Below are 23,418 nucleotides of genomic sequence, written 5' to 3'. Positions count from 1 at the left end.
TAGACCCGGTAAGCTCCCGGGCAAAAATCATACATACAAAAATATAACCCTCTGTAAATTACAGGGCATGGTGAGCGGCTTCGCTATGCCCAAAATCTGGAGACAGATTGCGATGGATATTCCAGTTACCGCTACAAAAACCGGGCGTCGCCGCTACCTGACGCTGATTATGATCTTTATTACCGTGGTCATTTGCTATGTTGACCGCGCCAACCTTGCCGTGGCATCGGCCCATATTCAGGAAGAGTTTGGCATTACCAAAGCGGAAATGGGCTACGTCTTTTCGGCGTTTGCCTGGCTTTATACGCTCTGCCAAATCCCCGGCGGCTGGTTCCTTGACCGCGTAGGTTCACGTTTGACCTATTTTATCGCCATTTTAGGCTGGTCCGTGGCGACCCTGTTCCAGGGGTTCGCGACCGGGCTGATGTCGCTGATTGGCCTGCGCGCTATCACCGGGGTTTTCGAAGCGCCCGCGTTTCCCACCAACAACCGCATGGTGACCAGCTGGTTCCCTGAACACGAACGCGCGTCCGCCGTTGGCTTTTATACCTCCGGGCAGTTTGTCGGTCTGGCGTTCCTGACGCCGCTGCTGATCTGGATCCAGGAGCTGCTGAGCTGGCACTGGGTGTTCATCGTGACCGGCGGGATTGGTATTATCTGGTCGCTGATCTGGTTTAAGGTTTATCAGCCGCCGCGTCTGACCAAAAGCATCACCAAAGCTGAACTGGACTACATCCGCGACGGCGGTGGCCTGGTGGACGGCGATGCGCCGGTGAAAAAAGAGGCGCGCCAGCCGCTGACCAAAGCGGACTGGAAGCTGGTCTTCCACCGTAAGCTTGTGGGCGTTTATCTGGGCCAGTTCGCGGTGACTTCTACGCTGTGGTTCTTCCTCACCTGGTTCCCGAACTACCTGACCCAGGAAAAGGGGATCACGGCGCTGAAGGCGGGCTTTATGACCACCGTGCCGTTTCTCGCGGCGTTCTTCGGCGTGCTGCTCTCCGGCTGGCTGGCGGATAAGCTGGTCAAAAGAGGATGCTCGCTGGGCGTGGCGCGTAAAACGCCGATTATCTGCGGGCTGCTGATCTCAACCTGCATCATGGGCGCCAACTACACTAACGATCCGGTGTGGATTATGACCCTGATGGCGGTGGCGTTCTTTGGTAACGGCTTCGCCTCAATCACCTGGTCGCTGGTGTCGTCCCTTGCGCCGATGCGGCTAATTGGCCTGACCGGCGGAGTGTTCAACTTCGTTGGCGGACTGGGTGGCATCACCGTACCGCTGGTCATCGGCTACCTGGCGCAGGACTACGGCTTCGGCCCGGCGCTGGTCTACATCTCTGCCGTGGCGCTAATCGGGGCACTCTCCTACATCCTGCTGGTGGGCGATGTGAAACGAGTAGGCTAATCCCTGCGGATGTTTTACCCTGATGCACTCACCGTGCATCAGGGTATCCTCATGAAACAAATCACCTTCGCTTCCCGCAACCATCAGCTGACCAATATCAATACCTGGACGCCGGACAGCCAGTGGCTGGTCTACGACGTGCGCCCGTCCGGGGCGTCGTTCACCGGTGAAACCATTGAGCGGGTCAACGTCGCTACGGGTGAGGTGGAGATGATTTATCGCGCCGCTGACGGTGCGCATGTCGGCGTGGTGACCGTTCATCCGGCACAGGACAAATACGTTTTTATCCACGGCCCGAAAAACCCGGACGCTGACTGGCACTACGATTTTCATCATCGTCAGGGTGTGATTGCGCATCTCGATCTGGTGAGCAACCTGGACGCGATGGATATCACCGCGCCTTATACCGCGGGCGCGCTGCGCGGCGGAAGCCACGTGCACGTCTTCAGCCCGAACGGGCAGCTCGTTAGCTTTACCTATAACGACCATGTTTTACATGAGCGCGATCCGAAGCTCGATTTACGCAACGTCGGCGTGGCGGCGCCTTACGGCCCGGTGAACCCGCAGGGGAACCATCCGCGTGAATATTCAGGCTCGTTCTGGAGCGTGCTGGTCAGCCGCACGACGCCCAACCCGCAGCCGGGCAGCGATGAAATCAACCGCGCCTACGAAGAGGGCTGGGTGGGCAACAACAGGCTGGCGTTTATCGGCGATACCCTCTCCGCCCAGGGCGAAAAAGTGCCTGAACTGTTTATTGTTAACCTTCCGGAAGACGAGCAGGGCTGGAAACGGGCGGGCGATGCGCCGCTGCAGGGCACCCCTGACACCCTGCCAGCGCCACCTGCCGGGGTGAAGCAGCGACGTCTGACATTTACCCACCAGAGGGCGTACCCGGGTCTGGTGAACGTGCCGCGCCACTGGGTGCGCAGTAATCCCCAGGGGACGCAAATCGCGTTTCTGATGCGGGATGATAACGGCATTGTGCAGCTGTGGTTGATCTCGCCCGAGGGCGGCGAACCGCGCCAGCTGACGCGGACCGGGAGCGGTATTCAGTCTGCGTTTAACTGGCATCCTGCGGGAGACCGACTGGGTTTCGTGCTCGAAAATCGGATCGCCTGCTGTGACGCACAGACTGGAGAAGTGACGTTTTTGACGTCCGATCATGGCAACCCACCGTCTGCTGATGCGGTCGTGTTTTCCCCTGACGGGCGCTTTATTGCGTGGATGGAAGAGACGGGCGGTTTCCGTCAGCTTTGGGTAACGGAAACCGCGCAGAACTAGCGCGGCGGCATCTCTGCGGGCGGGATGACGGCGTTTGTCGCCAGATTTTCCTGCTCGCTTTTCTCTACCCGTGAGCGCACGGAGTCGTCCTTACGGAATACATCCCACGGCAGCAGAAGCGTATCCGCCACTGCTGTAAAGGGCATATCCAGGATAACCAGGGATTTTGTGCCCCAGTTCGTATCGTCATCGGAGATCATCGCCGCGCTGGCGCGCGTCCCCGGATATGTTCCTTCTTTACCGCCGGTGTGAGACATCACGCTCGAACACCCGCAAAGTAAAACCACCCCGCTGAACGTCGTCAGCTTTATCAGAACATTTTTCATCATCACTCAGTCATCGTTAATGGCACTGCATAGACCTGCAACTCCGGTTATAGCGAGCCTTATCCGAAATGAATAGCCCAATAACCCCGCACTGTGGCAGCCATCGCAATTTAACCCTTTGTGCTGTTGTCCCAGAGTCTATGCGACAACCAGCAAAGTGCAAAAAAATCTCGACTAAATAGTCTTGAAAAGCCCGGTTCCAGACCCATTTTAAGAATGTGACCCGATAACGAACACGCCTGATGGGTGTTCGGGGGCGTAAAGGCCTGTCCATGGTGGAAGGCTATAATTTCTCGCTGATTTCAGGAGTTTTATTTATGCGTAACTTCGATCTTTCTCCGCTATACCGTTCTGCAATTGGTTTTGACCGCCTGTTTAACCATTTAGAAAATAACCAAAGCCAGAGCAACGGCTACCCTCCATACAATGTTGAGCTGGTTGACGAAAACCACTACCGCATCGCCATTGCCGTCGCCGGTTTTGCAGAAAACGAGCTGGAAATCACCGCGCAGGACAACCTGCTGGTGGTGAAAGGTTCCCATACGGCCGAGCAGAAAGAACGTACCTACCTTTACCAGGGCATCGCCGAGCGCAACTTTGAACGCAAGTTCCAGTTAGCCGAGAACATTCACGTTAAAGGCGCGAACCTGGTTAACGGCCTGCTGTTTATCGAACTGGAACGCGTGATTCCGGAAGAGAAAAAACCGCGCCGTATCGAAATTAACTAATTATGCGGGTCGCGCGAGCGGCCCACCCAGACTTGCTTGCCGTAACGGGAGCATATGCGAATCCATAAGGATTTGCAGGAACAACTGCGCACAAAATTAAACTGTGCCGAACTCGCTTCTCAGAAGGAGATTTAGTATGCGTAACTATGATTTATCCCCCCTGCTGCGTCAGTGGATTGGTTTTGACAAGCTGGCTAACGCCCTGCAAAGCACCACCGAGCAACAGACGTTTCCGCCGTACAACATCGAAAAAAGCGACGATAACCACTATCGCATCACCCTCGCGCTGGCCGGGTTCCGCCAGGAAGATCTGGACATCCAGCTTGAAGGCACGCGCCTGACCGTGAAGGGTACGCCGGAAAAACAAGAGACCGAAACCCGGTGGCTGCATCAGGGGCTGGTGAATCAGCCGTTTAGCCTGAGCTTTACCCTGGCAGACCATATGGAAGTGTCCGGTGCGACGTTTACCAACGGGTTGTTGAATATCGACCTGATCCGTAACGTGCCGGAAGCCATCGCGCCGCAGCGTATCGCTATTAGCGAGCGGCCGGCGTTGAATAGCTGATAGTGTTCGGGCTGGTGCCCTCACCATGGCCCTCTCCCACAGGGAGAAGATGAAAAGATAAAGCCCTGCTCCGGCAGGGCTTTTTTGTGCGCCATCGCCCATACATCCGCATCCGGCTCTGAGAAAATCCTTGTTATAACTAAGGTTATGCCAAGGATGTGGATCATGAGTGATATCGCGTTAACCGTAAGCGTGTTGGCCCTGGCCGCGGTTGTGGGGCTATGGATAGGCAACATCAAAATCCGCGGCGTCGGGTTTGGTATTGGCGGGGTGCTGTTTGGCGGCATCTTTGTCGGGCATTTTGCTGACAAGCTCGGGCTGGTTCTCAGCGCCGATATGCTCCACTTCATTCAGGAGTTCGGCCTGATCCTCTTCGTCTATACCATCGGGATTCAGGTAGGGCCGGGCTTTTTCGCTTCCCTGCGCGTCTCCGGGCTACGGCTCAATCTGTTTGCCCTCGGCATTGTGGTGATGGGCGGGCTGGTTACCGCGGTTCTGCACAAAATCTTTTCTATCCCGCTGCCCGTGGTGCTGGGCATTTTCTCCGGAGCGGTTACCAACACGCCGGCGCTCGGTGCCGGGCAGCAAATCCTTCGCGATTTGGGCATTGAACCCGGCATCGTCGACCAGATGGGGATGAGCTACGCCATGGCCTATCCGTTTGGGATCTGCGGCATTCTGCTCTCCATGTGGCTGGTACGCGTGCTGTTTCGCGTTAACGTCGAGACAGAGGCAAAAGATCACGAAACCACGCTCACCAACGGCCACATGCCGATCAAAACCATCAACATTCGCGTCGATAACCCCAACCTGAACAATATGGCGATTCAGGACGTGCCGATCCTGAACAGCGCCAATATTATCTGCTCCCGCCTTAAGCGCGACGACGTGCTGATGGTGCCCGCGCCCGGCACGATGATCCAGCAGGGTGACCTGCTGCACCTGGTCGGCCAGCCGGGAGATTTAAACAACGCGCGGCTGGTGATTGGTCAGGAAGTGGATACCTCGCTCTCAACCCGCGGCACCGACATGCGCGTGGAGCGCGTTGTGGTGACTAACGAGCACGTTCTGGGTAAGAAAATACGCGATCTGCAGGTAAAAGAGCGCTACGACGTGGTAATTTCCCGCCTCAACCGTGCGGGCGTCGAACTGGTCGCCAGCCCGGAAGCCAGCCTGCAGTTCGGGGATATCCTCAACCTGGTCGGACGCCCGTCGTCCATCGACGCCGTGGCGGATATGGTGGGTAACGCCCAGCAAAAACTGCAGCAGGTGCAGATGCTGCCGGTGTTTATCGGCATCGGGCTTGGCGTGCTGCTCGGCTCAATTCCACTCTACATACCGGGCTTCCCGGTGGCGCTCAAGCTCGGCCTGGCGGGCGGGCCGCTGATTATGGCGCTGATCCTCGGGCGTATCGGCTGTATCGGGAAGCTCTACTGGTTTATGCCGCCGAGCGCTAACCTGGCGCTGCGCGAGCTGGGCATCGTGCTGTTCCTGGCGGTTGTCGGGCTAAAATCCGGTGGGGATTTTGTCGATACCCTGGTCAAGGGTGAAGGGATGAGCTGGGTCGGCTACGGCATCTTTATCACGGCGATCCCGCTGCTGACGGTGGCCATCCTGGCGCGGATGTTCGCCAAAATGAACTACCTGACGCTGTGCGGCATGCTGGCGGGCTCCATGACCGACCCGCCAGCGCTCGCTTTTGCCAACAACCTGCACGCCACCAGCGGCGCGGCCGCGCTCTCCTATGCCACCGTCTACCCGCTGGTGATGTTCCTGCGCATCATCACCCCGCAGCTACTGGCGGTGCTGTTCTGGGGGATAGGCTAGCAGGTCTTCCGGGTGGATGCGCCGCAGATGGTAGTCCACCTGGTAATCGCTGGTATTTCGGAACATCACGGAATAATTGAGGAACTCGCCGCTGTCGCTGTAGGAGAGAGAGGTAATGCGCAGCAGCGGCGTCTGTTCCGACAGGTTCATATAACCGGCCAGCTGTTTATCTGCCAGCACTGGCGTCAGGCTCTCGTAGTTGCCGCTGATGGTGATCCCGCACTCCTTCTCGATGTAATCAAACTTAGACCCTTCAAGATGCGCCAGCGACAGGTTGCGGAACAGCTTCACCGGCATAAAGCTGTCCTCCAGCATCAGCGGCTTTCCGTCCACGTAGCGCACCCGCCGTGAAAAGTAGATCCGCTCATCCACCTGGATCCGCAGCTGGCTGGCGATGGCGGGCGGGGCGGGCATCACTTCGAACTGCAGCACCTTACTCTGCACCTCTTTTCCCTGCTGACGCAGCACCTCCACCAGCCCGGTCAGGTTAGTGGTCTCGTGGTGAACGTCTTTGCGCGAGACAAACGTTCCGCTGCCGTGTCGGCGCTCAACCAGCCCCCAGCTCACCAGCAGATCCAGCGCCTTGCGGATGGTCATGCGCGCCACGCCAAACTCCTGCGCCAGCGCTTTTTCGCCGGGTAGCGGGCTGCCGATGTTGTAGTCCGACGAATTCAGCCGCAGCCGCAACCTGTCGGCAATCGATTTGTAGATCACCAGTAGACCTCTCTGCCCTTATCAGGGCGTGGATTGTGTCCTGACATGTCCATATTTACCGCAAGAAGTAGACCTGACTGGTCAAAATAAAACCATGAATGCGATCACGAATCGCAGCGGCACGCCATGTTCGCGCATCAGTAAGTTCTTATGCTCACCTCAGGCCAGCACAAAACCATAAAGGCCTCTACCCCTACATGTTGTTACGTGAGGATTTAAAAATGCTCAGTCAAATACAACGTTTTGGCGGCGCCATGTTTACCCCGGTATTGCTGTTTCCGTTTGCCGGGATCGTGGTGGGAATCGCCATCATGCTTCGCAACCCGCTGTTTGTCGGCGAAGCCTTAACCGCCCCCGATCATCTTTTCGCGCAAATCGTTCACATCATTGAGGAGGGCGGTTGGGCGGTGTTTCGTAATATGCCGCTGATTTTTGCCGTCGGCTTACCGATTGGCCTGGCGAAGCAGGCGCAGGGCCGCGCCTGTCTGGCCGTGCTGATTAGCTTCCTGACCTGGAACTACTTCATTAACGCGATGGGGATGACCTGGGGCCACTTCTTTGGCGTCGACTTCTCCGCCGAACCGACAGCGGGAAGCGGGCTGGCGATGATTGCCGGGATCAAAACGCTCGATACCAGCATCATCGGGGCCATTGTGATTTCAGGTATCGTCACCGCCATCCACAACCGCTATTTCGACAAGCCGCTGCCGGTCTTTCTGGGGATTTTCCAGGGCAGCTCGTTTGTCGTTATCCTCGCGTTCTTCGTCATGATCCCCTGCGCCTGGCTGACGCTGCTGGGCTGGCCGAAAGTGCAGATGGGCATTGAGTCCCTGCAGGCTTTCCTGCGCTCTGCCGGCGCGCTGGGCGTGTGGGTGTATACCTTCCTGGAACGCATTCTGATCCCAACCGGATTGCACCACTTTGTCTACGGTCCGTTCATCTTCGGCCCGGCGGCGGTGGAGGGCGGTATTCAGGTGTACTGGGCGCAGCATCTGCAGGAATTCAGCCAGAGCACCCTGCCGCTGAAAACCCTCTTCCCGGAAGGCGGGTTCGCGCTGCACGGCAACTCAAAAGTGTTTGGCTCGGTCGGGATTGCCTTGGCTATCTGGTACACCGCGTCGCCAGAAAACCGCGTCAAGGTGGCGGGCCTGCTAGTTCCGGCCACGCTCACCGCCGTGCTGGTGGGTATTACCGAACCGCTTGAGTTCACCTTCCTGTTTATCTCGCCGCTGCTGTTTGCCGTGCACGCCGTGCTGGCGGCCACCATGGCGACGGTGATGTACACCTTCGGCGTGGTCGGGAATATGGGCGGCGGCCTGCTGGACCAGTTCCTGCCGCAAAACTGGATCCCGATGTTCCATAACCACGCCTCGACGGTACTCACCCAGATCGGCATTGGCGTCTGCTTCACCGGCATCTACTTCGTGGTCTTCAGGACGCTGATTGAGCGGCTGAACCTGAAAACGCCGGGCCGGGAAGAGAGCGAAATCAAACTCTACAGCAAGGCCGACTATAAGGCGGCGCGCGGGCAAACCACCGCCCCGGCGGCGGCCAGCCAGCAGGTTGGGCAAGCCGCCGGATTCCTGCAGGCGCTCGGCGGTGCAGCAAATATCGAAAGCATCAACAACTGCGCCACCCGCCTGCGTATCGCGCTGGTGGATATGGCGAAAACCCAAAGCGACGACGTCTTCAAAGCCCTGGGCGCACACGGCGTGGTGCGACGCGGCAACGGCATTCAGGTAATTGTCGGCCTGCACGTTCCTCAGGTGCGCGACCAGCTGGAATCGCTGATGAAAACTCCTTTAACGAATGAACAAACCACCCTGACAGAGGCTATATCATGAAAAAATTCTCAGTTGTCATTGCAGGCGGCGGCAGCACCTTTACGCCTGGTATCGTCCTGATGCTGTTAGCCAACCGTGACCGCTTCCCGCTGCGCGCGCTGAAGTTCTATGACAACGACGGCGCACGTCAGGAGACCATCGCCGAAGCGTGCAGAATCATCCTTAAGGAGCAGGCCCCGGAGATTGAGTTCAGCTACACCACCGATCCTAAAGCGGCATTTACCGATGTGGATTTCGTAATGGCGCATATCCGCGTGGGCAAATACCCGATGCGCGAGAAAGATGAAAAAATCCCGCTGCGCCACGGCGTGCTGGGCCAGGAAACCTGCGGACCGGGCGGCATCTCTTACGGCATGCGCTCTATCGGCGGCGTGCTGGAGCTGGTGGATTATATGGAGCAGTACTCCCCGAACGCGTGGATGCTGAACTACTCCAACCCGGCGGCGATTGTTGCGGAAGCTACGCGCCGCCTGCGTCCGAACGCTAAAATCCTCAACATCTGCGATATGCCGATCGGCATTGAAGGGCGCATGGCGCAGATTGTCGGCCTGAAGGACCGCAAAGAGATGCGCGTGCGATACTACGGCCTGAACCACTTCGGCTGGTGGACGTCGATTGAAGATCTGAACGGCAACGATCTGATGCCAAAACTGCGTGAATACGTGGCGAAAAACGGCTATGTCCCGCCTTCCGAAGACGCGCACACTGAAGCGAGCTGGAACGATACCTTTGCCAAAGCAAAAGACGTGCAGGCGCTGGATCCGGACACCATGCCGAACACCTACCTGAAGTATTACCTGTTCCCGGACTACGTTGTCGCGCATTCCAACCCGGAACGCACCCGCGCCAATGAAGTGATGGATCACCGTGAGAAGCATGTGTTCAGTTCCTGCCGGGCGATTATCGAAGCCGGCAACTCTGCCGCCGGTGAGCTGGAAATCGACGAACATGCGTCGTACATCGTCGATCTGGCGACCGCGATTGCCTTCAACACCCAGGAACGGATGCTGCTGATTGTGCCAAACAACGGTGCCATCCATAACTTTGATGCCGATGCGATGGTGGAGATCCCGTGCCTGGTGGGCCATAACGGGCCGGAGCCGCTTACGGTAGGCGATATTCCGCACTTCCAGAAAGGGCTGATGAGCCAGCAGGTGGCGGTGGAAAAACTGGTGGTGGACGCCTGGGAGCAGCGCTCGTACCAGAAGCTCTGGCAGGCCATTACCCTGTCGAAAACCGTGCCGAGCGCGTCCGTCGCGAAGGCGATTCTGGATGACCTGATCGAGGCCAACAAGGAGTACTGGCCGGAACTGCACTAATCGTCCTGACCGGCATCGCCCGATGCCGGTCTCCTTGTCCCTGTCGTTTTACGCTATGCTGAAGCCTGCCCGTAGCACGACAAGGAACCTTCATGAAAATTTCCCGCCTCGGCGAAGCGCCGGACTACCGCTTCTCTCTGGCTAATGAACGCACTTTTTTAGCGTGGATCCGCACCGCGCTGGGCTTTCTTGCCGCAGGGGTCGGTCTCGATCAGCTCGCGCCTGATTTCGCCACGCCGCTGATCCGCGAAGTGCTGGCGCTGCTGCTGTGCCTGTTCGCGGGCGTGCTGGCGATTTACGGTTACCTGCGCTGGCTGCGCAATGAAAAGGCGATGCGCCTGAAGCAGGATCTCCCCTATACGCGCGGGTTACTTATCATCAGCGCGATTCTGCTGACAGTAGCGGGCGTAGTGATGGTGCTTGTGTTCTATGGCGGATAGCCGCAAAGCGCGACGCGAAGCGGACCCCGGCCTGCAGCCGGAGCGGACGTCGCTGGCCTGGCTGCGTACGCTGCTGGGGTATGGCGCGCTGATTGCCCTGGCGATTAAGCACAACTGGCACCGAACCGGGGTGCCATTCTGGATCTCTATTATTGTGCTGGCGCTGGTGGCCATCATTTTATGGCGGTATACCCGCAGCCGTAACCTGATGGACGTGGCGCAGGACGACTTTGTGCAGCCGAAAGCGGTGCGGGATAAGTTCCTGATCGCACTCGCTGTTCTCTCGCTGTCGCTGCTGTTTGCGGTAACCCATATTCAGCAAATTTTGAGCCTGTAAGCCGGGTGGCGGCTTAATTACTTCCCTTTAGCCAGATACTTCGCCATCTCGTCTTCCGGCACCATGCCGCCGCCGGTTGCCCACACCAGGTGGGTAACGTTCGCACCGGCACTGATGCGCACCGGCCCGGCCATCCCCGCCAGCGCCGACGGCTCCAGGCGGATCCCTTCCTCCTGCGCCAGCCAGCCGAGCATGTCATACATGCTCCGATCGGAAAGCGTATAGAACCCGTCGAGCAGGCGCTCCATCGCGCGGCCCACGAAGCCGGACGCGCGTCCTACCGCCAGACCGTCCGCCGCCGTCACGTTATCAATGCCCAGATCCTGCACCGCAATCTCATCGTGCAGGCCGGTGTAAACGCCCAGCAGCATGCACGGCGAGTGCGTTGGCTCCGCGAAGAAGCAGTGAACGTTGTCGCCAAAGGCCAGCTTCAGGCCAAACGCCACCCCGCCGGGTCCGCCGCCGACGCCGCACGGCAGGTAGACGTACAGCGGATGATCGGCATCCACCACGCGGCCCTGTTCCGCGAACTGCGCCTTCAGCCGCTCGCCCGCCACCGCATAGCCCAGGAACAGGGTGCGGGAGTTCTCATCGTCAATGAAGAAGCAGTTCGGATCGCTTTCCGCCGCTTTGCGCCCCTGCTCCACCGCCACGCCGTAATCCTGCTCGTATTCCACAATGATGACGCCGTGGCTGCGCAGTTTGGCCTTCTTCCACTCGCGGGCGTCGGCGGACATATGGACCGTCACCTTAAAGCCGATGCGTGCGCTCATAATGCCGATGGACAACCCCAGGTTGCCGGTAGAGCCCACCGCAATGCTGTACTGGCTGAAGAAGGCCTTAAAGCGCGGCTCCAGCAGAATGCTGTAGTCGTCTTCGGTGGTCAGCAACCCGGCTTCCAGCGCCAGCTTCTCCGCGTGGGTCAGCACTTCATAGATGCCGCCGCGCGCTTTAATCGAGCCGGAAATCGGCAGATGGCTGTCTTTTTTCAGTAAAAGCGTGCCGGGAATGGATTTGCCAGATTCTTTCTCCAGCCGCGCCTGCATTGCCGGAATGGCGACCAGTTCAGATTCAATAATCCCGCCCGTTGCCGCCGTTTCCGGGAAGGCTTTCGCCAGATACGGCGCGAAGCGGTTGAGTCGCGCGTGGGCGTCGTCAACGTCGGCTTTGGTCAGCCCGACATAGGGCAACCCCTCTGCCAGCGTGGTGGTACGCGGGTTAAGCCAGGTGGTTTCTTTCAGGGCAATCAGATCCTCAACCAGAGGAAACTGTGCGGTTAAAGTGGTGATAGTTGCGTTTTCCATAATACGTCTCTTCGCGCTCAGATAATGAAGGAAAGCAGGAATGTGCCGCCAAGTGCAAGCACCGAGGCGATAAACGTCGCCGTCGTATAGTATTTGAAGGTCTCATTCAGGGTCGCGCCGCAGTATTGCTTCACCAGCCAGAACAGGGAATCGGTCACGATCGTGCAGCCAATAGCGCTGGAACCGACGGCAATGGTAATGATCTCCGGGCTCACGTTCGGATAGAGCGGCAGCATCGGCGCGACTATCGCCGTGGCGCCCATCATCGCCACCGTTGCGGAGCCGACGGCGGCATGCAGCACCAGCGCCACCAGCCAGGCGAGCAGGATAGGGTGCATGTGCAGGTTCGAGAGAATATGCGCCAGCGAGTCCGCCAGCCCGCTTGTTTTCAGGATGGCGTTAAACGCGCCGCCCGCGCCGATAATCAGCAAAATGTTGGCGATAGAGCCGAAGCCGTGCTCGGTGTGCGTCAGCATCGTGCCCATGCCCATATGCTGGCGGATCCCCAGCAGGTAGTAGGCGACAAACACGGCGATAAACATGGCGGTGATCGGGTTGCCGATAAACTCCAGCAGCGTATACAGCATGCCTTCTTTCGACATATTCAGCTCGGCGATGGTTTTCACCAGCATCAGGGCAATCGGCAGGAGCACCGTGAACAGCGTGGCGCCCAGCGACGGCAGGGTGTGTTCTTCTCGCACCTTTAGGTCTGAAAATTCCGCCGGAACCGGTTTAAACGGCAGGCGATTGCCGAGCAGCTTCAGGAACAGCGGGCCACCGACCAGAGACGCCATCAGGCCCACCATCAAACCATAGACAATGACCGTACCGACGTCCGCGCCTAATTTATTGGTCACAAACAGCGCGGCCGGATGCGGCGGCACCACACAGTGCACCGCCATCAGCGCGGTACAGAGCGGAATGGCCAGCTTGAGCAGCGACGTGTTGGTCTTTTTGGCGATGGAAAACGCCAGCGGGATCAGCAGTACCACGCCCACTTCCACGAACAGCGTAATGCCGCAGATAAGGCCTACCAGAACCATAATCACGTCCGCCGACAGCCAGCGGCAGCGCTGCAACGTAATCCCGATGCGCTCGGCCGCGCCGGAGACTTCCATCATTTTGCCGAGAATGGTGCCAAGACCAATCACCGCCGCCAGGAAGCCCAGCGTGCCGCCAATTCCGCTCTCGATGGCGTTCACCATATCCAGCGGGCTCATACCCATCATTGCACCAACGAAAAAGCTCGCCAGCAGCAGCGCGAGGAACGGGTGAAACTTCAGCTTAACGATGGTTAAAACAATCAACACAATGCTGACCAGCAGCGTTATCACAACCCAAACCGGCGATCCCATATTTCACCTCACCCTTATGTCATCTGGGGGTATTGGACGAAAAAACGGCGTGAGCTGACAAACGATAAAAATTGGCGTTCAGATGAGCCAGATTGGATCAACGAAGTGACTGCGCTCTAAAAAGTGCACTTAATCCGTATTAGGTTCACATAAATTCACTCTTGAGCGGTATGCTGAGCGCAGAAACCACGCGTGAGAATTGTGATGACCGATGCGAATGAAGCCAGAAACCGGCTTTTAAATGGCTGGCAGCTGTCGAAAATGTACACCTTTGAAGTGGCCGCCCGGCATGAGTCCTTCGCACTGGCGGCGGAGGAGCTGTCGCTCAGCCCCAGCGCGGTGAGCCACCGCATCAACCTGCTCGAAGAGGAACTAGGTATTCAGCTGTTTGTTCGCTCGCACCGTAAAGTCGAGCTGACGCAGGAAGGAAAGCGCGTTTACTGGACGCTAAAATCGTCCCTCGATACCCTGAATCAGGAGATCCTGGACATCAAAAACCAGGCGCTCTCCGGCACGCTGACGGTTTACTCCCGCCCGTCGATCGCCCAGTGCTGGCTGGTGCCTATGCTGGGGGACTTTACCCGCCGCTATCCGTCGATTTCACTTACCATTCTGACCGGTAATGATTACGTCAATATGCAGCGAACGGGGGTCGATCTGGCGCTCTATTTCGACGATACGCCGCCAAAGCACCTCTCTCATCACTTCCTGATGGACGAGGAAATTTTGCCCGTCTGCTCATCGCAATATGCCCGCGAGCATGAACTGCTGAAAAACTCCCATAACCTCAGCCACTGCACGTTACTGCACGACCGTCAGGCCTGGAGCAACGATTCCGGTACGGATGAGTGGCTGAGCTGGGCGCAGCATTTTGCGGTGAATATGACGCCATCGTCGGGTATCGGTTTCGATCGTTCCGATTTAGCGATTATTGCAGCCATCAACCACGTGGGCGTTGCGATGGGCAGAAAGCGGCTGGTGCAGAAACGGCTCGAACGGGGCGAGCTGATCGCCCCGTTTGGGGAAAAGACCCTGAGGTGCCATCAGCACTATTACATTTCAACGCTTCCTGGCCGCCAGTGGCCGAAAATAGACGCCTTTATCGGCTGGCTGAGAGAGCTAGCGGGTTGAAGAATTATTACGCTTTGACGCTACACCAAATGCGAAAAAGCGTGCTAAATACAGGTAATGCTTTTGATTTATCCAGGGTAAACCGTGTTAAAGCCTCTTATTGCTACCGCGTTACTGATCTCTTCCGGCTGGGCGATTGCCGCCGAGCCGCCGCTGACGGCTGCCCATTATGCGCAGCAGCTGGGCGTCGGGATGGATGTGGACTGGGCGCGCACCGAGCGCGGCATTCGCGAGTTCGACCCGCTGGTGGTACGCGATTTTCGCGCAAAAGGCATTACCCACGTGCGCATCCGCGTGGCCGATGAGCCGACGGAAGCGCGGCTGATCCACCTGCGCAAGCTGGTGGAGGCCTGCGAGCAGTATGGCGTCATCCCCATTATTTCTTATCAGGCTGATGAATATAAAAACGACCCGAAGGCCGATAACGAGAAAGAGACAATCAACTGGTGGATTGCCGTGGCGCACTATTTCGGCCAGAGCTACCCGCTGCTGGGTTTTGATCTCATTTATGAGCCCGCCGACAAGCTTAACCACAACCTCGCGTCGCTAAACCGCGTATATGAAAAAACCACTAAAGCGATCCACGATATCGATCCGCAGCGCATGATTTTCATCGCGCCGCGCCTGCGCGCCGCGCCGGAGGATTTATCCAGCCTGAAGCTGCCCGCGCACAGTCAAAACTACCTGCTGGCGGAGTGGCATATTTTCCCGTGGGGGCCGCTGAAAAATAGCGGTAAATACCCTTGGACGTCCGGCACGGCGGCGGAGAAGGCGGCTATCCGTAACCGAATCAATACCGCGCTGCGCTGGCAGCAAAAAACCGGGCACGTCAGCTGGGTCGGGGGCTGGGGCGTAGGGGAATCAAGCCGTCTTACGCCCACCGCCTCGCAAATGGCCTTCGCCACCTTTATGGCCTGCGAGCTGCAAAAGGCGAAAATTCCGTACGCGCTGAACGCGGATTTCCAGTTTTACGACGGGGAAGAGGGAGCCTGGCGGCCAGCGCCGGAGCCGCTATTGCAGGCGATGATTGCGCCCGTCTGTGAAAAGCCCGGCCAGAAGCCGGGCCATCATGCTGTTAAACAGGCTGCTCGTGATGCGGAACGCGCGACGCCAGCGGCAGCCAGCACAGTAAAATCAGCAGCCCCATCAGCGTCATCAGCAGGCCCAAACTAGCCTGCCCGGTCTGCGGCATCATGGCCGAGAGCCAGGCCAGCGCGCCGGAACCGATGTTCTGCAAACCGCCCACCAGCGCGCCCGCCGTGCCTGCGAGGAACGGGAACGGCTCCATCGCGCCGCTGGTGGCGAGCGGGAACAGCATTCCCGCGCCGAAGAAGAACAGCGCCGCCGGGATGAGCAACGTCCAGACGGTCATCACGCCAAACAGCCCCGGGATCCACATCATCAGACCCGCCAGCAGACAGCTAATCACGGCCTGCCACATCAGGGTTGAAAAGCGCTTGTTCTGACGCCCGGCAAACCACGCGCCGAAAAACGCCGCCGGGATCGGCAGAATAAACAGAATGCTCACCACCATGCTGCTCAGGCCAAGACCCGCGCCCAGCAGCACGCCGGAACAGGCTTCGAACACCGCAATGCCCGCCAGGCCGCCGATCAGCATCAGCAGGTAGCAGGTAAACGCCCCGTTGCCGAACAGCGTTTTGTAGCTGGCGATAAGCTTCGTACGCGGCGCGTCTTTTGGGCGGGTTTCCGGCATCCAGCGCGCCATGCTGAAGGTGACAATCACGCAGAGCACCAGCAGGAAGGCGTAGCAGGCGCGCCAGGACCACATCGTATCCAGCAGGCCGCCAATCAGCGGAGCGAGAAGCGGGCTGACCAGAATGCCCATATTTAACAGGCTGTTGGCGTGGCGGAGCTGGGTGCCCTGATACATATCGCGCGGTAAAGTTCGCGCCATTACCCCGCCGACACCCGTCCCAACGCCCTGCAGGGCGCTGGCGGCAATCAGTACGGTCAGGCTGTGGGTGGTAATGGCAATCACCGTCGCCACCATGAAAATGCTCATGCCCACCAGGATCACCGGACGACGCCCGACGCGGTCGGACAGCGGGCCGTAAAAGAGCTGCGAAACGCCGTAGGTCAGCAGGTAGGCTGCCATCACGCTTTGCACCGCGCCCTCGCGGACGTTCAGTTCCTTTGCCATGTCGGCGATCGCCGGAATGTAGATGGTCTGCGCCATCTGACCGACGGCCACCAGTAACACCAGCATCAACAATAAGTTAACGTTCCTTTGTTTTTTCATGTCGCTGAATACTTTTGCCAAAAGAGAAAAATGAAGAATAAGTGACTACGCATTCCCATAAATGCGCGAGGAATCTACCACAGACAGATGACAATTTAAGCATTGCCGTGGTGAATGAAAAAATCGGGAAAGGCAGGATTTGTAAACAAGAACGGCAACTAATGTTGCCAGTAATTTACGCCAGGCGCAGCAGAATAGCGCCGGCAGCAATACCCAGCGCCGCCGCGATGCGCAGGCCCGCAACCTTCTCTTTTAAAAGGACAAACGCGATCAGCGCGCCAAAGAGAATCGAGGTTTCACGCAGCGCCGCGACCACCGCCAGCGGTGCCTGCGTCATTGCCCACAGCGCCAGACCGTAAGATCCCATGGTCCCCACGCCGCCGAGCAGCCCCTTTTTCCAGTGCAGACGCAGGTAGCTGGACGCCTCGCGCCGACGCGCCACCATCGCCCAGCTTAGCAGGCAGAAGCCGTTCATAAAGAAGGTCCAGAGCGTGTAGCCCAGCGCGGTGTCCGACAGCCGCACGCCGGTGCCGTCCACCAGCGTATATCCGGCGATAAAACAGGCGTTCAGCAGCGCCAGCCAAATCCCCCTGCGTGACTGCATGCGGCCGTTCACCGCCATCGCCAGAATCGACAGGCAAATTACCCCGATGCCGGACCAGGCGAGCCAGGAGAGATGGTCGCCGAGCGCCAGCACGCTGATCGTCGCCACCAGCAGCGGAGCGGTGCCGCGCATCAGCGGATAGGTCTGGCTCATGTCCGAGACCTGATAGGTCTTTGCCACCAGCACGGTGTAGACCACCTGTAAGGCGCAGGAGACGATCAAAAACGGCCAGCTTGCCGCAGAAGGCTGTGGTGAGAAGGGCAATAAAATCAGGGCCATAATCGCGGCTGAGCCGCTAACGCCGATCGCAGAGTAGAGCTTATCCGTTCCGGCTTTAACGATGGCGTTCCAGCTGGCATGCAGCAGTGCGGCGAAAAGCAAAATGCAGAAAACGGTGATGGTCATGGCGTATCGGGTGATGAATTGTCACTCAACTGTAACATTCACATACTGATGCCGCCAGCCGGTTACACCGCACAAAAAAGGCGGTGCGTCACCCGCGGTTCGTCTGAAACCAGCGTAAAACCGGCTCGATTGTAAAATCCGTACGCGCTGTCCGGCGCGTGGGTATTGAGAAAATCAAACCAGATGCTGGCATCGGCCATCACCACGGTTAAAAGCTGTTTGCCAATGCCCAGCCCGCGACACTTCTCGCTGACGTAGAGATGGCGAATGCGCCCGGCACGCGGCTGCTGGCTGAACGGATCGCGGTTGAGGCCGCACACGCCCACCAGCCTGCCGTTAAGAAATGCGCCCAGCAGCTTTTCACCCGGCGCGTTAAAGCGGTTCTCGCCACGCTGCCAGTTTTCTTCCAGCCTGCGCAGCATGTTGAAATTCAGCGCGATACTTTCGGCCTTCAGGGCGATATACCCCGGCTCATCCGGTGTGACAGGCTCAATTAACAGACGCGACATAGCATTCCCTCGTTATTAAAGAGGGGCGGTTGCCCGCCCCTCTCAGGTGCGACTTGAACCTGAATTACCGAACGTATTTCAGGACAGCATCAAGCAGTTGCAGTACTGCAACAATGAGTTTGAGGATAAGTATCACCATATCCACTACGCTCATACGCGTCTCCTTTTGGTTAAAAGGAGCACGATGCTGGCGTACCTTTCCGCCGCCTGTTGCCAGCACCTGGATTGACGTAACACAGTGTGCTCACTTCAGGGGTTAAGGCACTGACGGCACCACCCGTTTCAGCCAGGACTTCGTTGCGCCGGTAGAACTGCGGCCCCCTCGCTCACTGCGAACACCCTCAGTATAGATAAATACTGTATGTATGAACAGTATTTTTTGGACAAAAATCGGAAGGTGATCCATACTCAAAAACGTCAAAATCCGTGCCGGAATTGCGCGTTCGTGTTCGATCGCGTATACTTTTTGCGTTGACGTAACACAGTGTGTTCTGCGGCAACCAACCGCAAAACCCTGATAAAAACCTCGCTTAGGCGGGGTTTTTTGTTTTCTGTCAGTCTGAATAATTCATATTTTCAATGTAAGACCGTATTGCGGCTCTCTTTTGTTCAAAAGCCATTTCCTCCGCTTTTTGACACTCTGCCAGGGCTGCGGCAGGGTAGTGAACGCAGGGAATTTGCCGGGTTTTATCCTGCAATATCCCCAGCGGATATCCCGTGCTGGCATCAAGGACAGAAATGCGTTGTTCGACGGATGCTGATGGACCCTGCCCGGTATTTTGCAATTCAATAAGAAACTGGACCTCGTGCGTTGAGATGGGGTAACCCAGACCTGCAACATAGCCCAGCATGGAGAGTGGCTTAACCTGTTTACTCGTCGCTTCGCCGAAATAGATCATACGATAAATAAAATAACTGCCCCAGGGTTCGCGCGAGCCCAACGCGCTGTGCATAAACCAGGCGCGGGAATCATGGATTTGGTCATCAAAAAGCGCTCTTGTCAGCCCTGAGGGGTCATTGGCATTGCTCTGTTCGCCTTGTGGTGGAAACAGTGTTTCCAGATGTTGTTTCCCTGCCTATTTGATCTTTTTAAACTCAACGGGAATATCATCCTGGTTAAAGGCGAAAACAAAGCCTTTGAAGTAATCCAGTACGGCGTAGGTTGTGCTTTTTGCCTGAGTACGAGAAACGCCCTGATAGTCTTCTTTAAACTCTAATGCTGCCTGTAAAAGCTGCGTCTGCCCGAGCAACGCATCAAAGTCTTTTGGGCCTGTCTTAAACATGACAAACTGACCCTGCGGGTGGCTACCGAGCTGTTTAATTCGCTCTCTTTCTGCATCTTTTTGTAGTTTTTCGCGTTCTCTTTCCCGTTCCGCCCTTTTACCTGGATCGTTATCCTGATTTTGATTATTGGCTGCGGCGTCGTGATAAAAGCGCTGGCTCCGGAATGTTTCCTGGGCGTAGCGATTGATGCGCCAGGCGGTTATCCAGCCGATCTGGTTTTCAAGCGCTTCGATGATATTGACTCGAGCGCGAACGGGGGAGTAGTGGGTTGCCTGGTCATCGGGAATGCCAGTTTCGGAAAGAGGTAAATTAAGAGTGAGCTGGCGCCAGGCGTTGAAGCGTTGGATTAGTAAGGGGTCAGTACTAAATTCATCAACCAGGGTTTCTGGCATAATTCTCCATGAATCTTTTTGTAATTCTTCTGGGAGCGATTCTTTTTGAACTTTTAATGGGGCACCTGCAGTAAAGGCTGCTGCGTATATGTCGTTTAAACAAAGCTGTGATAATAAGAAATCATCGACATTAGCATTTGCTTTCCCCTGGTCGCCTGGTGGATACCCGCCCCCAATATCAGAATGCATCCCAGGATAAACCATCTCTACGGCGTATTCAGGATACCGCCCGTCAGCACGACAGATTGAATCGAGTGGGAAGCACAACCGCTGATCGTGAGCCGAAACCAGATGCACGCAGCGTTTAATCAGCGCATTGTCCGGCAATTCCATCGTTCCGTCGGCCCAGCCCATATGACCTTCCGCAACCGGGGCAATATGGGCAATCCCAACGGAAGCGACCGTATCCAGCAGACCCAGAAATTCAATGCTAATCGGAATTTCACCCTGCTTTGTCGCCAGGCAAAAAGGTTGTAAGGCCCCTTCCCGGGAAGGAGAAAGCAGGGCGTTCAGCCAGTTAACAAAGGACCGGGCGGAGGCCGCTCCGCGAGAGAAACCATAAACATAGAGTTTGATTCCCAGCAGCTTAGAGGTGCCCGGAGTTGGCTGCGTTAACGCGGTCTCCAGTGTTTTACCCAACCCGTTCAGCAGCCGGAAAAGCTCTGTGCAACGGAGGTATTCTCCATGAGCGTTGGATTGAGAATAGCTGGAGTTCATCGCCTGAATGGAGTGCCAGTTTTCATCATCGCTTAGTTTACCAAGCCCAAGCGTACGTCGCAGGGCATCAACCAGCCGAAGCAGACCCCAGTTGATGCGCTCCTCGCCATAAGCAGCATATTTAAGCCCTGCATCGCTGAAGTCGAGATCCAGTACCTCCGGAAAAGGCGTCCCGACGCCGGGAATATAGTATTTGTAATACTGGTTGTGCGCGACGCCGTCCTGATCGACCAGCTCTGCGTTATGCGCGCCGGTTCCCCCTGCATAGCCTTGTCCTATGGTGGCACGGAACAGGCGAGCGATATTGGTCGGATGAGGCGGGGTCGATTCATAGAGATCATGATTCAGGTTGTTGCCCGTACCGTCAAAGAAAAGGCTGATATGGAGCGTTTTACAGCAGGGAGGCAAGACGCGTCGGTTGGCGGCCGTGCAAAGCTGATTGTGATATTTCGTTTCCAGACTGCTTTGTTCCCTGCAGTTTTGCCAAAAAATAGATTTTTCGGTTGGAAGCCTCCCTAAACGTGGAAATTTGGGGGGAAACCAGACTTTATCAGGATTCAATTTGGACATACTTTCGGCTTCTCCATATGCACGGGGTCTTTGATGGGATAATCCGGGCTGCCGTATTCGGCGCAACTAGTAGTGACCTTAACCTGGTCACAGGGCAGGAAATGAACGGTAATGCCACAGGTTTTCTGGCCGGTGTAATCGGGGATAAAGACAATTTGTGTATGTTTTTTGTTCATGTCTTTAATAATTCTGCGCCATTCTCTCCTTTGCTCTGTATATTTTTGAGCTACCTTATATCCTTCTTCATCGCTTAAACCAGCTAGATTAGGTCTTTCGGGCTGAGGGATTTCCGGCACATCGCTGGCAAACGCGACGCCCGTTTCCCAGTCAACCTGCACCGTCATTCCGGGCGTCCACGGCCCGCTCACGCCAAAGCAGCAGCCTCCACCGCCACCCGAATAAGGGCCGATAATGTCGAGGCCGGACTGCCCGTTCACGCTGAAGCGGTTGATGGCCCAGCTTGTGTGGTTAATGGCTTCAATGGTTCCGCCACCGCCGGGCGGGGCTGGTTCCGTTTTTACGGGCTGGTCACACCCGGCCAGCAGCAGGGCTGCGGCCAGCAAAATGCGGGTACGCCATGCTGCAATCACTGGGGACATACTGTCGGCTTCTCCATATGCACGGGGTCTTTGATGGGATAATCAGGGCTGCCGTAGTCGGCACAGCTGGTAGTGACCTTCACCTGGTCACAGGGCAGGAAGTGAACGGTAATACCGCAGGTTTTCTGGCCGGTGTAATCGGGGACAGGCACCGTTAGGGAATGTGTTTTACTGATGGCTTTAATTTTGCTGAACCATTCGTGGTACATCTCGTCATACCGCTCAGCTCTTAAATTCGCATCTTCTTCACTTAAATTACTTAAATTTGGCCTTTTGGGTTCAGGGATCTCCGGCACATCGCTGGCAAACGCGACGCCTGTTTCCCAGTCAACCTTCACCGTCATTCCGGGCGTCCACGGCCCGCTCACGCCAAAGCAGCAGCCTCCACCGCCACCCGAATACGGGCCGATAATGTCGAGGCCGGACTGCCCGTTAACGCTGAAGCGATTGATGGCCCAGTTGGTATGGTTAATGGCTTCAATGGTTCCGCCCCCGCCGGGCGGGGCTGGTTCCGTTTTTACGGGCTGGTCACACCCGGCCAGCAGCAGGGCTGCGGCCAGCAAAATGCGGGTACGCCATGCTGCAATCACTGGGGACATACTGTCGGCTTCTCCATATGCACGGGGTCTTTGACGGGATAATCAGGGTTGCCATAGTCGGCACAGCTGGTAGTGACCTTCACCTGGTCACAGGGCAGGAAGTGAACGGTGATACCGCAGGTTTTCTGGCCGGTGTAATCGGGGATAGAGACAATTTGTGTATGTTTTTTATTTAGAGCCTTGATTTTTTGGTACCACTCCTCCTTTTTATCCGAATAAGCCTGCCATGCCTTGTAACGGTCATGCCGGTTCATTCCGGTGGTATCTGGTTCATCAGGCTGTGGGATCTCCGGCACATCGCTGGCAAACGCGACGCCCGTTTCCCAGTCAACCTGCACCGTCATTCCGGGCGTCCACGGCCCGCTCACGCCAAAGCAGCAGCCTCCACCGCCACCCGAATAAGGGCCGATAATGTCGAGGCCGGACTGCCCGTTCACGCTGAAGCGGTTGATGGCCCATCTGGTGTGGTTAATAGCTTCAATGGTTCCTCCCCCGCCGGGCGGGGCTGGTTCCGTTTTTACGGGCCGGTCGCACCCTGTCAGTAAAAGCAAAGCCGCGAAAAGCATTGTGTAGAACTTATTCATGCTGTTTTCCTTAACACCTGCCTGTATCCCTCGGCACGCTATAGTATTTTGTAGTTGTACTTAGGCTCGAAGAAATAATAACCACATAAAGCATGTCACAACATCATTGAACCGCTATTTTCAGATTTTCATAAGGAATTAGTATGTAACTGAACCTAATAGCATTTATGGCAAATCTGGGACGTGAAAATGAAGAGTAAACTCAACAAACGAAACGTGATCCCTGACGCATTTTTACTCAGATGAAAATATTTCCATTGTCACGCCCTAAAACCTGTGTTTGTATAAATTCAATCAATGATTCCAAACACAGGTCCCC

Annotated in this window: 22 protein-coding genes, 1 pseudogene and 1 other annotated feature; of the genes and pseudogenes, 11 read left to right on the top strand and 12 right to left on the bottom strand. The window is 56.7% G+C overall.

The window, feature by feature from the left end; all coding sequences use genetic code 11:
- Positions 1-67: 67 nt before the first annotated feature.
- Both USG84_RS21110 and USG84_RS21105 read left to right on the top strand, forming a co-directional pair.
- Positions 68-1,405 (top strand): MFS transporter, encoded by a 1,338-nt coding sequence (locus USG84_RS21110; protein WP_080441979.1) that lies wholly within the window; start codon positions 68-70, stop codon positions 1,403-1,405.
- Between the two features lie 51 nt (positions 1,406-1,456).
- Positions 1,457-2,686 (top strand): DUF3748 domain-containing protein, encoded by a 1,230-nt coding sequence (locus USG84_RS21105; protein ID WP_320738448.1) that lies wholly within the window; start codon positions 1,457-1,459, stop codon positions 2,684-2,686.
- Here USG84_RS21105 and USG84_RS21100 read toward each other — a convergent pair.
- Positions 2,683-3,015, bottom strand: a complete 333-nt coding sequence (locus tag USG84_RS21100) for a YceK/YidQ family lipoprotein (RefSeq protein WP_014881914.1) — start codon at positions 3,013-3,015, stop codon at positions 2,683-2,685. The genes USG84_RS21105 and USG84_RS21100 overlap by 4 nt on opposite strands.
- Before the next feature lie 249 nt (positions 3,016-3,264).
- Positions 3,265-3,336 (top strand) — a sequence feature (ROSE (Repression Of Heat Shock gene Expression) occurs in the 5'-region of heat shock genes and acts as an RNA thermometer to modulate expression.).
- Here USG84_RS21100 and ibpA point away from each other — a divergent pair.
- The 3 genes from ibpA (at position 3,330) to USG84_RS21085 (ending at position 6,132) form a co-directional block, all read left to right on the top strand.
- Entirely contained in the window at positions 3,330-3,740 is a 411-nt protein-coding gene (ibpA, locus tag USG84_RS21095; protein WP_008500162.1) for a small heat shock chaperone IbpA, read from the top strand. (Overlaps the previous feature by 7 nt.)
- 136 nt (positions 3,741-3,876) lie before the next feature.
- Positions 3,877-4,305 (top strand): small heat shock chaperone IbpB, encoded by a 429-nt coding sequence (gene ibpB, locus USG84_RS21090; protein ID WP_061096708.1) that lies wholly within the window; start codon positions 3,877-3,879, stop codon positions 4,303-4,305.
- A 165-nt stretch (positions 4,306-4,470) separates the two neighbouring features.
- Positions 4,471-6,132 carry a putative transporter gene (locus tag USG84_RS21085; protein ID WP_253540143.1) on the top strand — a complete coding sequence of 554 codons (1,662 nt, stop codon included), beginning with the start codon at positions 4,471-4,473 and terminating at the stop codon, positions 6,130-6,132.
- Here the strand turns inward: USG84_RS21085 and USG84_RS21080 are convergent.
- Positions 6,100-6,846, bottom strand: coding sequence for a GntR family transcriptional regulator (locus tag USG84_RS21080; protein WP_151412289.1), 747 nt, complete (start codon positions 6,844-6,846; stop codon positions 6,100-6,102). The two genes, USG84_RS21085 and USG84_RS21080, sit on opposite strands and share 33 nt — an antisense overlap.
- A 221-nt stretch (positions 6,847-7,067) precedes the next feature.
- Between USG84_RS21080 and USG84_RS21075 the strand changes: the two genes are divergently transcribed.
- The 4 genes from USG84_RS21075 to USG84_RS21060 all read left to right on the top strand — a co-directional run bounded on the left by USG84_RS21075 (position 7,068) and on the right by USG84_RS21060 (position 10,786).
- The gene (locus USG84_RS21075; protein ID WP_253540147.1) at positions 7,068-8,690 is read left to right on the top strand and encodes an alpha-glucoside-specific PTS transporter subunit IIBC; all 1,623 of its coding nucleotides are present in this window, start codon (positions 7,068-7,070) and stop codon (positions 8,688-8,690) included.
- Positions 8,687-10,009 carry a 6-phospho-alpha-glucosidase gene (locus USG84_RS21070; protein ID WP_045260840.1) on the top strand — a complete coding sequence of 441 codons (1,323 nt, stop codon included), beginning with the start codon at positions 8,687-8,689 and terminating at the stop codon, positions 10,007-10,009. The genes USG84_RS21075 and USG84_RS21070 overlap by 4 nt, the downstream gene beginning before the upstream one ends.
- Positions 10,010-10,101: 92 nt before the next feature.
- Positions 10,102-10,449: a YidH family protein gene (locus tag USG84_RS21065; RefSeq protein WP_014068263.1), complete on the top strand. Its 348-nt coding sequence runs from the start codon at positions 10,102-10,104 to the stop codon at positions 10,447-10,449.
- Complete coding sequence (locus USG84_RS21060) at positions 10,439-10,786, top strand: DUF202 domain-containing protein (protein WP_151412290.1); 348 nt, start codon at positions 10,439-10,441, stop codon at positions 10,784-10,786. Before USG84_RS21065 ends, USG84_RS21060 begins: the two co-directional genes overlap by 11 nt.
- A 17-nt stretch (positions 10,787-10,803) precedes the next feature.
- On the opposite strand, the gene dsdA is transcribed toward USG84_RS21060, so the two are convergent.
- Entirely contained in the window at positions 10,804-12,090 is a 1,287-nt protein-coding gene (gene dsdA, locus USG84_RS21055) for a D-serine ammonia-lyase (RefSeq protein ID WP_151412291.1), read from the bottom strand.
- Positions 12,091-12,107: 17 nt separating this feature from the next.
- Positions 12,108-13,445 carry a D-serine transporter DsdX gene (gene dsdX, locus USG84_RS21050; protein WP_151412292.1) on the bottom strand — a complete coding sequence of 446 codons (1,338 nt, stop codon included), beginning with the start codon at positions 13,443-13,445 and terminating at the stop codon, positions 12,108-12,110.
- A 204-nt stretch (positions 13,446-13,649) separates the two neighbouring features.
- On the opposite strand from dsdX, the gene dsdC reads away from it, so the two are divergent.
- Together dsdC and USG84_RS21040 are read left to right on the top strand one after the other, a co-directional pair.
- Positions 13,650-14,576: a DNA-binding transcriptional regulator DsdC gene (gene dsdC, locus USG84_RS21045; protein WP_151412343.1), complete on the top strand. Its 927-nt coding sequence runs from the start codon at positions 13,650-13,652 to the stop codon at positions 14,574-14,576.
- Positions 14,577-14,660: 84 nt separating this feature from the next.
- On the top strand, positions 14,661-15,749 hold the full coding sequence (locus USG84_RS21040) for a cellulase family glycosylhydrolase (protein WP_151412293.1): 1,089 nt from the start codon (positions 14,661-14,663) through the stop codon (positions 15,747-15,749).
- Here USG84_RS21040 and emrD read toward each other — a convergent pair.
- The 8 genes and pseudogenes from emrD to USG84_RS20995 form a co-directional block, all read right to left on the bottom strand.
- Positions 15,652-16,836, bottom strand: a complete 1,185-nt coding sequence (emrD, locus tag USG84_RS21035; protein WP_061099605.1) for a multidrug efflux MFS transporter EmrD — start codon at positions 16,834-16,836, stop codon at positions 15,652-15,654. The two genes, USG84_RS21040 and emrD, sit on opposite strands and share 98 nt — an antisense overlap.
- A 175-nt stretch (positions 16,837-17,011) precedes the next feature.
- On the bottom strand, positions 17,012-17,845 hold the full coding sequence (locus USG84_RS21030) for an EamA family transporter (protein WP_151412294.1): 834 nt from the start codon (positions 17,843-17,845) through the stop codon (positions 17,012-17,014).
- A 62-nt stretch (positions 17,846-17,907) separates the two neighbouring features.
- Positions 17,908-18,354, bottom strand: coding sequence for a GNAT family N-acetyltransferase (locus tag USG84_RS21025; protein WP_064673032.1), 447 nt, complete (start codon positions 18,352-18,354; stop codon positions 17,908-17,910).
- Positions 18,355-18,418: 64 nt separating this feature from the next.
- Positions 18,419-18,508, bottom strand: a complete 90-nt coding sequence (gene tisB, locus USG84_RS21020; protein ID WP_045260836.1) for a type I toxin-antitoxin system toxin TisB — start codon at positions 18,506-18,508, stop codon at positions 18,419-18,421.
- 400 nt (positions 18,509-18,908) lie between these two features.
- A pseudogene (locus tag USG84_RS24105) lies at positions 18,909-20,747 on the bottom strand (T6SS phospholipase effector Tle1-like catalytic domain-containing protein).
- 557 nt (positions 20,748-21,304) lie between these two features.
- Positions 21,305-21,916, bottom strand: coding sequence for a DUF3304 domain-containing protein (locus tag USG84_RS21005; RefSeq protein WP_151412295.1), 612 nt, complete (start codon positions 21,914-21,916; stop codon positions 21,305-21,307).
- The gene (locus tag USG84_RS21000) at positions 21,904-22,515 is read right to left on the bottom strand and encodes a DUF3304 domain-containing protein (RefSeq protein ID WP_151412296.1); all 612 of its coding nucleotides are present in this window, start codon (positions 22,513-22,515) and stop codon (positions 21,904-21,906) included. Before USG84_RS21000 ends, USG84_RS21005 begins: the two co-directional genes overlap by 13 nt.
- Positions 22,503-23,099, bottom strand: a complete 597-nt coding sequence (locus USG84_RS20995) for a DUF3304 domain-containing protein (RefSeq protein WP_151412297.1) — start codon at positions 23,097-23,099, stop codon at positions 22,503-22,505. The genes USG84_RS21000 and USG84_RS20995 overlap by 13 nt, the downstream gene beginning before the upstream one ends.
- Between the last annotated feature and the right edge of the window lie 319 nt (positions 23,100-23,418).

Origin of the sequence: Enterobacter sp. 168J2, from assembly GCF_034107265.1 — a bacterium.
Classification (GTDB): domain Bacteria; phylum Pseudomonadota; class Gammaproteobacteria; order Enterobacterales; family Enterobacteriaceae; genus Enterobacter; species Enterobacter nematophilus.
This window is presented reverse-complemented; position numbering and strand designations above follow the sequence as displayed.